General features: G+C 55.5%; 9 protein-coding genes and 1 pseudogene. 5 read left to right on the plus strand and 5 right to left on the minus strand.

Annotated elements, in window-relative coordinates:
* Window positions 1-7 precede the first annotated feature (7 nt).
* Window positions 8-1399 (minus strand): PepSY-associated TM helix domain-containing protein, encoded by a 1392-nt coding sequence (locus ACXAH3_RS06765; protein WP_474861317.1) that lies wholly within the window; start codon window positions 1397-1399, stop codon window positions 8-10.
* Between the two features lie 701 nt (window positions 1400-2100).
* Here ACXAH3_RS06765 and ACXAH3_RS06770 point away from each other — a divergent pair.
* The 3 genes from ACXAH3_RS06770 to ACXAH3_RS06780 all read left to right on the plus strand — a co-directional run bounded on the left by ACXAH3_RS06770 (window position 2101) and on the right by ACXAH3_RS06780 (window position 6910).
* Entirely contained in the window at window positions 2101-2637 is a 537-nt protein-coding gene (locus ACXAH3_RS06770; RefSeq protein ID WP_474861808.1) for a cytochrome b, read from the plus strand.
* A 68-nt stretch (window positions 2638-2705) separates the two neighbouring features.
* Window positions 2706-3833, plus strand: a complete 1128-nt coding sequence (locus tag ACXAH3_RS06775; protein ID WP_474861318.1) for an efflux RND transporter periplasmic adaptor subunit — start codon at window positions 2706-2708, stop codon at window positions 3831-3833.
* Window positions 3830-6910 carry an efflux RND transporter permease subunit gene (locus tag ACXAH3_RS06780; protein WP_474861319.1) on the plus strand — a complete coding sequence of 1027 codons (3081 nt, stop codon included), beginning with the start codon at window positions 3830-3832 and terminating at the stop codon, window positions 6908-6910. Before ACXAH3_RS06775 ends, ACXAH3_RS06780 begins: the two co-directional genes overlap by 4 nt.
* 205 nt (window positions 6911-7115) lie before the next feature.
* On the opposite strand, the gene ACXAH3_RS06785 is transcribed toward ACXAH3_RS06780, so the two are convergent.
* Window positions 7116-7430, minus strand: a complete 315-nt coding sequence (locus ACXAH3_RS06785) for a 4a-hydroxytetrahydrobiopterin dehydratase (RefSeq protein WP_474861320.1) — start codon at window positions 7428-7430, stop codon at window positions 7116-7118.
* Between the two features lie 167 nt (window positions 7431-7597).
* On the opposite strand from ACXAH3_RS06785, the gene yghX reads away from it, so the two are divergent.
* Window positions 7598-8485, plus strand: a complete 888-nt coding sequence (yghX, locus tag ACXAH3_RS06790) for a YghX family hydrolase (RefSeq protein ID WP_474861321.1) — start codon at window positions 7598-7600, stop codon at window positions 8483-8485.
* A 34-nt stretch (window positions 8486-8519) separates the two neighbouring features.
* Here yghX and ACXAH3_RS06795 read toward each other — a convergent pair whose 3' ends face one another.
* From ACXAH3_RS06795 to ACXAH3_RS06805, 3 genes and pseudogenes are all read right to left on the minus strand, one after another.
* Complete coding sequence (locus ACXAH3_RS06795) at window positions 8520-9095, minus strand: ferric reductase-like transmembrane domain-containing protein (RefSeq protein ID WP_474861322.1); 576 nt, start codon at window positions 9093-9095, stop codon at window positions 8520-8522.
* A gap of 59 nt (window positions 9096-9154) precedes the next feature.
* On the minus strand, window positions 9155-9643 hold the full coding sequence (locus ACXAH3_RS06800) for a twin-arginine translocation pathway signal (RefSeq protein WP_474861323.1): 489 nt from the start codon (window positions 9641-9643) through the stop codon (window positions 9155-9157).
* A 478-nt stretch (window positions 9644-10121) separates the two neighbouring features.
* Window positions 10122-10484 (minus strand): annotated as a pseudogene (locus ACXAH3_RS06805) (citrate/2-methylcitrate synthase); the annotation flags it as partial.
* A 1-nt stretch (window position 10485) separates the two neighbouring features.
* On the opposite strand from ACXAH3_RS06805, the gene ACXAH3_RS06810 reads away from it, so the two are divergent.
* Window positions 10486-10953, plus strand: a complete 468-nt coding sequence (locus tag ACXAH3_RS06810) for an acyclic terpene utilization AtuA family protein (protein ID WP_474861324.1) — start codon at window positions 10486-10488, stop codon at window positions 10951-10953.
* The last annotated feature ends 2 nt before the right edge of the window (window positions 10954-10955 follow it).

The following is a 10955-nucleotide window of genomic DNA, read 5'->3' on the forward strand; positions in this document are numbered from 1 at the left end:
GTACCTGCTATGTCAGCAACCGCTTAAGCACTGGAACACGCGATAGTAAGAGTGCGTCCAAAGCGAGAACCGTCAACAGGGTTAGGCCTGCTAGGGGGAAAGCCATAGAGACAGCTAGACCTACAAGAACAGCCCCTTGCCACAACGGCATGTCTTTCGGCATCGGAGGAGCAGCCAGCCGGGGGACCCCTGCCGGCCGACGTTTCCACCAAAGTACAATCGCGCTGACGGACAGGAACACAACCGCCAGACAGAACACGGTGTTTGCCAGCACGCTCCACAGGCCCATTGTGCCCATATGCAAGGCGATACCTACGGCCATAAACTTGGCAAAAAGCGAATAATCCTCGTACCGAACATCAGCCAAAATGTTACCGGAATAGGCGTCAATGTGGACGGTGCGATCCGCAGTCGGGTTCGGGCCGTCATTGCTCATCGAGTCATGGCTGAGCGTCCAAACACCCGTCGCACCTTGTGGCAGCGAAAGCTGATACCGCTCGGTGAACCCAATTTCACGGGCAAACCGATCAACCGTGTCGAGTGTGAGCGGGTTAGATGGATCAATGCCTGCTTCTCCGGCAACGGACCCAGAGGCTGGCATCGGTGTTAGCTCCAACGCCCAAGGCACCTCTTTAATGCCGCCATTCATACTGGCGTGTATTTGGTCAGACAAAGGCGCGCCCCACTTTTCCGCGGGAAACTGGTTCCAAGCCTGCATCATTTTCTCACCCCAGACGCCAGCCCAAGACAGACCGGACACAAGAAAGAAGAGCAGAAAAATCGAAGACCAGATTCCAACCACACCGTGCAAGGATTTCCACAGGGATCTGCCTCGTCCGAAGGTGGGGACAAGGGCGCGTCGCCATGAATGCTCACCGCGCGGCCACCAGATATACAGACCGGTCGCAACAAGAACCATACCAAGTGACGCTGCGATCTCGATCATTCGGTCGCCGGTTACGCCCAAAAGCAGACTACCGTGGATGTTGTCGGCTAAGTCATAAAGCCCCTGCCTGCGCGCATAGTTCGCAAGCACATCACCTGTATATGGATCAACAGCCACCATAATCGGCCCATCTGCGCCATCCACGCGGAACACTGCCGCAAGATCAGGCGCACGCGGGGCGATGTATGTCTTCAACTCTCCATCCGCCACAGCATCGACCGCTGCTTGGGCTTGTTGAGATACGGATATAGGGGTGTCCAGCTGGGTGACGGCGTATCGTTCACCGTCGCGCCCATCAAGGAAGGCAAGCCACAGCATCAGTAACCCGGTTACGGCGAGCATGATAAAGAATGGGATGACATAGAGGCCGGCGTAGAAATGCCAGCGCCATGCCGCAAAGTACAGTTTGTTCACGCCGCCCTTAGGCTGCGCAGAAGTTTCAGCGAGTGTCATAAGAGGCCTCCAAGCCCTTTCGCCGCGCATCCGACAAGATGCGTGCGATTTGATTTCAGTTGGTTAAGTGAAATCAGGCTTGAGGTGGGGCCCTTGTCAGGCGGGCTGGGTCAAGTTCACTCCGCTCAGCAATGCGTTTAGCGACAAACTCTAAGGCGTGCGTTTCCACCAGCTCTCTGACGGCGAAACAAGTCGTTTTAGTCTGAACGGTGTTGTCGGTTATTCGGCAGGCCTCACAATCGAAAGCGGAAGGTGTACCCTCGCCATCTGTTATGCCACAGATGTCGCTTAACTGACCGCCCGAGGCAACGTATTCCGCAAGTTCAGGAGTGATAACCATAGACGACGTTCGGTGTGCAAAACCCACGGACGAGAGTGCAATTGCCACTGCAATCACAACACACCAATCCAAGAATTTGAAAACCGAAACGTGCATAGCGGACTACTAGCCAATTGATCAGTTCGAAGCTAGCAGTTTTGTTATGCAGAATTTGCACACCCCACTAATGCCGCCTTTCATTCGTTGCGCAGCATTCGACGCAGAATGAGCCCTTTGAACGAATTGGGCTGCTTAAAGCTGGATACGACCCATCAGGTTTGATCGGAGCAGGTGCCCAACTTGAACTTTTTTTCAAACACAGCGACAGAAACACTTGGCCGGTACGTATAAGGACAGATCACTGCAACCGAACGGTAAGTCGATGAGACATTTAAAAGACACAACTGAAGCATATGGCGCGATATCTCGAGCCTTTCATTGGGGCATGGCAGCCCTGTTTTTGTTGCAATTTCTATCCGCAGCCGCCCACTATGCGCTGCCCCGTGAGAACTTCTTTCGAGAGACCTTATGGAGTTATCACACAGACCTGGGCATCCTCTTGTTCTTGCTCGTAGCGCTTCGTGGAATTTGGGGAATCACCCAAATCAGCCGCAGACCCCGCGACGAAAATGCGCTAGGCGTGGCCGCAAAACTGGGGCACTTGGCGCTCTATGGCTTGATGATCATCGTTCCAGCGGTGCGCATCATAGATGCAGCCGGGGGCACCCGTGGGTTAAGCGTTCTCGGCTTGGAACTGGTCGCGCCCCGTGATGTTGCAATTGCCTGGACGCAATCCCTAGCAGAATGGCACGGAGAGATCGGCTGGTTTCTCGCGTTTGTCATACTGGGCCATATAATTATGGCGACAGTCGTGCACCCATTGTTCCTTCGTGACAATGCTTTGAGCCGCATGATCTGACCCGACCACAAAACGAAACACCAACCAACTTCCGCTCGTTCAAATGCGCGCACTCAGGAGCAAAGACGTTGAAGAAACTGATAATCGCAATTTTGACCGCCGGAATTTTAGCGGCTTGTTATATCACAGCATTCGGCGTGCCAGACCGGATCGCGCAAGCTTTGAATGTTGCACCTGAAGGCACAGAAGCCGCACCGGGTGGCGGCGCACCGAGAGGGCCGCGCGGGCCAGGCCGTACAACGACTGTTGTTTTCTCGCCGTTGGAGCAAAGCCCTTACACGCTGACGCTCCGGGCGGTCGGCAGCGCAGTATCCTATCGAAGCGCGGATGTGATCGCCGCCGAAGACGGAGAGGTTGTCGAGACGAATTTGGAAGCAAACTCTCTGGTCGAAAAGGGGGATGTGATCCTAAGACTGGATGATAGATCCGAACAGCTGGATCTTGAGATCGCGATTGCGAACAGGGATCAAGCTCAGGCCACCGTGGATAGATACAAAGGGCTGCACAATCTTGGCAGCACCGTGGTCACCGATGTCGCCCTCTCTGAGGCGGAAATCGCATTGCGGCTAGCCGAGGCGAATGTAGGCCTTGCCGAAGTCGCGCTTGCGGACCGGACGGTGACCGCGCCGTTTTCTGGGCGCCTTGGCTTAAGTGATGTGACTGTGGGCGACCATCTTTCAGGTGGGGAAGTCATTGTAACAATTGATGATTCAACGACCTTACTGGCCGAATTCGAGGTGCCAGAGCGTTCGATCGGGCTGCTTGCCAAAGGCAAACCGGTTTCCGTTTCAACCCCAACCTACGCGGGGCGTGTCTTTGAAGGCAAAATCACCGCCTTTGACAGTCGCCTTGACAGCGTCACACGCAGCGCAACGGTTCAGGCTGAAATCGATAACTCGGACGGATTATTGATTTCCGGCATGACATTTTCGACCCGCATGTTTGAGCAAACGGATCCCCTGCCAACGGTGCCATCAACAGCGATCACTTGGGATCGCAGTGGCGCGGGCATCTGGGTCGAGGACGAAGGACGGACCAGCCGCATTCCAGTCACCATCCGCTATCGCGAAGGAGATCGGGTCTGGATTGAAACCGATGCGCCACTGGGTGCGCAAGTTGTTGTGGAAGGCGCCGCAAAACTGCGGGATGGATCACAGGTTCAGGCCGCCCCTGCTGCCCGGGGTGAAGGCGCATGAGCATCGAAAAGTTAGCCCACAAAGCCGGTTTTGCGGATACGTTCGTTTCCCGCCCGATCCTTGGGATTGTGTTTAACCTGTTGATCATCATCGCTGGCCTTGCCGCGCTAAACAGCGTGGATATCCGCGAAATGCCGGATGTGGATCAACCAGTTCTGTCGGTGCGCACAACCTATGACGGCGCCGTCGCAAGCACCGTTGATACGGAAGTGACCCAGGTGCTTGAAGATGCGCTTAGTGCGCTTGAGGGGATGTCATTTATTGAATCCACCTCCAGCAGTGAATCCAGCCGGATCACCATTGACCTTTCTGACGGAACCGATGTGGATGTGGCAGCCAATGAGGCACGTGAAATCGTGTCTGATACCCTGCGGTCCTTGCCAGACGACATTGATGACCCGACCGTTAGCAAAGCAGATAGCAATTCAGATGCGATTATGCGTTTGGCTCTGCTTGGGGACGCCAGTTTTGACGAGCTTACTCAAATCGCAGAAGGCGCCGTTTACGAAAGGCTGTCGTTGATTGACGGTATCGCCGAAGTGACAGTGCGCGGCAACCGCGCCAATGAATTTCGTGTTTCGGTAAACCTGCCTTCCCTTCTAAGCCGCGGCTTGACGGTGTTTGATGTATCGACCGCATTAGAACAATTGCGCGATGATACAGCCTTGGGTTCATTAACGACGACAGCCCAGACAATGGCGCTGCGCGTGGGTAATGACGAGGTGACTGTAGAAACGATTAAGGATCTTCCGATCAATGACACCACGACGATTGCCGATATCGCCTTTGTCCAATTGATCCCTGAAGACGCCTCTGTTTACGCGCGCGTAAATGGAGAAACGGCTGTTGGCCTAGATATTACGCGCCAATCTGTTGGGAATACGCTGGAAATTTCCCGCGATGTGACCGCCGCCGTGGAAGAACTTAGAACGCAGCTTCCTGATAATGTGCAGCTGATCATCGCCTCTGACGACGGGATTTTTATCGAAGGGTCAATCAGCGAGGTTGCGAAATCGATCCTCATGGCCACGGCGATTGTGATCGCCGTGATCTTTTTGTTCCTGCGTTCGCCGCGGGCCACGCTTATTCCTGCTGTGACAATCCCGGTCGCCCTGATCGGCACCGTGGCTGCGATCTGGCTGACTGGTTTTTCGGTGAACACCATCAGCCTTTTGGCGCTTGTTCTGGCAACAGGCATGGTCGTGGATGATGCGATCGTTGTGATCGAAAATATCGTGCGCAAACGCAAATCCGGCATGGGAGCTTATGCGGCAGCAGCGGCGGGAACAAACGAAGTGTTTTTCGCCGTAATTTCCACAACCGCAACCTTGGCGGCGGTTTTCATCCCTATTTCGTTCCTGCCCGGACAGGCCGGCGGCGTTTTCTCCGAGTTCGGCTTTGTTTTAGCCTTTTCGGTCACCTTGTCGTCGATCACAGCACTGACATTGGCGCCGGTTCTTGCGGCCCTGCTTGACCCCGGGAAATCGCAAGCCGGTGTAAAAGAAAGCAAGCCGGGCAAGCTTTCCAAAGGGTTTGATTATGTGATGGACTTTGCAATCCGCACACCGGCGATCGTTCTGGCCGCAGCATTCGGGTTTGCACTGATCGCATTTGGTGCGGCCTCAACGCTGCCGTCGACAATCACCCCGACAGAAGATCGCGGTTTCTTCCTTGTTCAGGCACGCGGCGCGGCGGATACAACCGTTGATTATCTTGATACGCAGGTGGTTCTGGTCGAAGACATTCTGCAACCCTATCTGAATAATGGTCAGATAGAAGCGGTACAAAGCATCATTGGTGTTCGCGGTGGTACAAGCGCGTTTATCATCGTTCGGCTTCCCGACTGGTCAGAACGCGACTTTTCCCAACAAGAGCTTATCGCGCAAATCAGCGGGCAATTGACCTCGGTTCCCGGTGTGCAGGTCAGCGCGCGGTCAACCAACAGCCTGAACATTCGTGGTGCTGGCGGTGGGCTTGGCTTTGCGGTGACGGGCACAAACCTTCAGAACATGACAGCCGCCACCGAAAAGCTGGTTTCCGCGATGAGGCAGGATGACACATTCCTGAACCCACAGCTTTCCAATGACAGCGTCGATGCGCAGCTTGAAGTCACTGTGGACAACAGCGCCGCCAGTGATATGGGCCTCAACAGTTCCGAAGTGTCCAGCCTTGTGCGCGCGCTGGTCCAAGGGGAGGTCGCAGTAAGCGTCTTTTCCAATGACACCGAGATTGATGTAAACGTTCAACCGGGCGGGCCTCCAATTGATGACCCTTCTGATATCGCGTCGATGTCGATCCGTCTTGACAGCGGGGCCTATGTGCCATTGTCGGCGGTTGCTTCTTTGGAAACGGTTGTAAGCGACGCGCAGATCGAACGGCTCGGCGGGGCGCTCTCTGTTTCAGCTCAAGCCAACCTTGGCGAAGGCGTTGATCTTTCAAACGCGATGGAGCGCCTTTTGGAAATCGCTGATGAGATCTTACCAGATGGCATGGCGATCAACTTTACCGGCGAAGCCGCCACATTGAATGACTCTGCCGGGGGGATGTATGCCGTGTTTGCCGTCGCCCTGTTGGTGGTATTGCTGGTCCTTGCCGCCCAGTTCGAAAGCTTTGCCAGCGCCGTTGTCATCATGCTGACCGTTCCTTTCGGGCTGGCGGCCGCGATTATGGCGATCTCGCTGTCCGGTGGATCGCTGAATTATTACAGCCAAATTGGGCTTGTGATGTTGATTGGCGTGATGGCGAAGAATGGCATTTTGATCGTGGAATTTGCCAACCAGCTGCGCGAAGCGGGCGCGGATATCGATACGGCCATCCGCCGTGCGTTGCGTTTGCGGATCCGTCCGGTGATGATGACGATGGTTTCCACCGTTTTTGGGGGCTTGCCATTGATCCTGACGTCAGGTGCAGGCGCTGAGGCGCGGATCGCGGTTGGATGGGTGATCGTAGGCGGACTGGGCTTTGCGACGGTGTTTACATTGTTCCTTACACCGATTTTCTATCGCTGGATTGCGGTTCTTGGAACGACACCCGGGGCGGCCGCGAAACGATTGGAAACGGAAACGGCCCTTATGTAAACATCGGCGGCATCTCGCAGATCGACACTAACCCTCGGGTTTCGAAGTCACATCAAATTCCGTCTGTCGTAAGGGCTTTTGGGACACAATTGAGGTTTTCGTAACGGAGGATTTCTGGTTCATCGTGACCTGAATGGAGTGACAATGAACCAGAAGTCAGGAAGCAGCAAAACGTCTGCACAGACGGTCAACATGCGCTTTCATTTCAAGTTGCAGCGGCCGTAGCTTCTGCAAGCGCGTCCATCTTCTTCGCCAGCTTGATATCTAGGTTCGTTAGGCCGTCAGCATCATGTGTCGTCAACGTGACGTCGACCGTTCGGTAGACATTGAGCCACTCTGGGTGGTGGTTCCACTTTTCACACCAGATCGCGACACGGGACATCCAGCCCCAAGCCTCGACGAAGTTAGGGAAGACATACACCTTTCGGATTGCATCACGATCCGCGACCGTGTTCCAACCGGCTGCCTCTAACGGCATAAGCTGTTCCTGTCGCTCTTCGGGTGTCAAAACATCTGCCATTTCAGTTCTCCTCCACGTCGAAGAGTATAGCTTGCCGCGCTGCCCGCGCGAATCCATACCCGCTGAACACATTCTTTTGCTACACTTGTGTCACAGTACCAGCAGTAAGCTGGCGTGACACAAGGAAGGAGCCTGATCCTTCCGCTTTCTCATCCGGAGGACATGATATGAACCGAATGACCGCAAAAGACTTCGACCAAGAACTGCTCGATCTCTATGATTTCTACGCCCACGGGAAAATCACGAAACGCGAGTTTCTGGAGCGCGCGGGTAAGTTTGCCGTTGGCGGCGTGACTGCCATCGCTCTTCTGAAGATGCTCAGCCCGGACTATGCGTTGGCGCAGCAGGTTTCCTTCAACGATCCCGACATTCATGCAGATTACATCACCTACCCTTCCCCAAACGGGACCGGAGACGTTCGGGGTTATTTGGTGCGGCCAAGCGGGGTCGAGGGCCCGCTGCCCAGTGTTCTGGTCATTCATGAGAATCGGGGACTAAACCCCTATATCGAAGATGTGGCGCGTCGATTGGCCAAGGCTGGTTTCATGGCACTGGCACCTGACGGCTTGACCTCGGTCGGGGGTTACCCGGGAAATGACGCCGATGGGCGTGAGCTTCAAAGAACTGTCGACCGAGTTGAGCTGATGAACGACTTCTTTGCAGGATTTGAACACCTTCTGGGCCGGGAAGACAGCACCGGCAAAGTTGGCGCGGTTGGCTTCTGCTATGGCGGCGGCGTTGTCAGTGCAATTGCCGTTGCATACCCTGAACTTGCTGCTGGCGTGCCGTTCTATGGGCGTCAACCTGCGGCAGATGACGTTGCGAAGATCGAAGCCCCGCTGTTGGTCCAAATGGGCGCGCTTGATGAGCGCATCAATGCGGGCTGGCCTGAATTTGAAGCGGCTCTTAAGGCCAACAACAAGGTCTTTGAGGCCCATATATACGAGGGCGCAAACCACGGGTTCCACAATGACAGCACACCCAGATATGACGAGGAGAATGCTAAACTGGCGTGGGAGCGGACGGTGGGGTGGTTTAAGACCTACCTAATGTAGCAGATTAGGCTGGCGAGTGCGTAGTCCGTGACGGCTAGTCGCGCCCCTTGGGCAACCATGTCGTCCATACTCGCAAATCCACCAATGCTTTCACCGTCACGAAGACAATGATCCCACAGAGCAGGTATTTGGAGATCGGTTCCATCGTCCCCTCGATCAGGATTGCGTGGACCACGCTTCCGGCAACGACAGTCGTCGCAAGGCCCGTATGCGTTCGCCGCCAAGTGCGCAGCTGTAAGCGCATTCTCCGACGCAAAACAGCGATCAGAGCGGCGGCAAATGCCGCCCACATTGCAACAACTCCCCACGCCGAAAACGGCGTGGGTGATACAAACAGCAGCGCATCCACAACATCGGGTGGGCTGGTAAGCCAAAGTCCGGCTACGTGGATCACCACAGCAACGACCAATCCCGCTCCTGTCCAACGATGCACGCGCCGTCCATAGCCGGTCAAAACACCCGGCAGATACCCTGCCGCCAATAGGGGCTGAAGCACAATAAGGACCAGCGCGACAATGCCCGCAAATCCCGCCAAAATGTAGACGGGGTCACGCCACGCAAGCAATGGGCTGTTTGCGGCGGCGAAAATCGGCACGACAGTCGCACCCAAAACAGCCGCCCAAATCAGAACGCTACGCAATCGACTGGAGGGGTTTGGGGACAATTCTTTCAGACCGGTTGAAGAACAAAATGCGCTTCTAAACTGGTATCCTTAGCGCTCGACATGATGGGTCGCAGAAACACAGTTTCAAAGTCACCGCTGTCATAGGCAAGATGCCCATGCGGTTGACCAAAAGCCGGGACAATCTGCGGCATTTCAAGTCGAAACACGCCGCTTGCATCTGTCAGCGTCGCGCCATGGCTGTGGGGATCACGCTCGTGCCCCTCGGTCGTATGTGCCCAAATCTGAATGCGTACGCCTTCAAGCGGCGCGCCATCGCTTGCGCGACGTACAGTACCTGACATCCAGAACCCGCCCCCGCCAATCTTGTCCACAATCGGCGCATCCGGGATATAGTTATTCGCCCCGCCGCGCATCGTGCGTGTCGGCTCTAGTCCTTTTGCCTGAGCCGGCAAAGAAAGGCCTGCCGCGCCCGCACCGATTGCTGCGATGCCAGCGGTTAGAACCTTGCGACGTATAAGTAGCTTTGTGGTCATTCCGAACAGCTCCAATCAGACAATGGGCTTTTGGGGAACCGGACAAATCAAAGCAAAAGCCTGCATGTCCAGATTACCCAAGTCTGATCTTATCATAGTGGGTCGAGGGCAAAAATATGCACACAGTTTTGTGAGACCCACCACAGCCGATTCTAGACCCCATTAGGATGCAAAAAAGGTGGAAAGGGAATCTCACCCGAAGCACGACATCAATTCCCGCGCAGCAACGCAATTTGCCTTTTAGGGCAATGTTTTAGCTTTTCGCCAAAGAAATTCGGGTTGTGGCAGGGTTTGTGAAGCTCACTTCCCCACGGCACCATGAAATTTGCCCAATCAGGATCTTTTATTCGGCAGGGCGCAACCCCGTCTAAGGGCAAAGCGATCAGTCCTAGCACCAGATTGCAACGTGACAGGCATCAGGGGCGACCGAGCCTAGGTTCCTGTTGCTTTTCCTTCGTTCAAGGTGCCAAGTTTTGGGCTACTTGTCCCCAATATAGGTCCAGCGATACTTCGGTGGCGTGGGGCCTTTGTTGCGTCCGCCTTGCTGTGTCTGCTCCCATGCGTGGGCAAGGATACCGACCGAGCGGGACAAGCAAAACAGCCCACGCGCAAGGGGGGGTGCGAAGCCCAGCTCGGCATAGATAACGGCAGTGGCACCGTCGATGTTCATCGGGATCGTGCGGGCTTTTCGGGAAGAGATCTCCACCTCGACACGTTCGGCAATCGCCATAAACCGGCCTTCGCAAGCCCCGGCTGTTACAGCTTCACGCACCAGTTCCATCAGACGCGGCGCGCGTGGGTCAGTGGGGGTGTGAAAGCGGTGCCCAAACTCGGGCACGATCATGATCTCCTTTGATCAAGAAGGTTTCACCGTCACCCCCATGGGGGCCGAGGCCCGCGCCACGCCCTATACCGTGTCGGCGCATATGCTGTACGAGAACTCGAACCCCTATCAGCTTTATGAACCCGGCGGGCATCTGGATGTGACCCAAGCGACCTATACCGCGCTGGACGATCGCACCGTCCGCGTAACGGGCAGCGAATGGGTGCCCAGCGACACCTATACGGTCAAGCTGGAAGGCGCGCGCAGCGGTGGATTTCAGACTGTATCTCTCGCCTTGGTACGCGAGCCGCGTTACGTCGCCAACGTTCGCGAGTGGGTCGCCGACATCGAAGCGAAGTGCACCGCCAAAGCCACCCAGCGCGTGAACGAACCCTTTACGTTGGAACTGCGTCTGATCGGCGCGGATGCCACCTTGGGCCCATTGGATACCGAAGCGCGCATTGGCACCGAAGTCGGTGTCATGTGAAT

The sequence above is a fragment of the Aliiroseovarius sp. ABM4_368 genome, assembly GCF_056161205.1.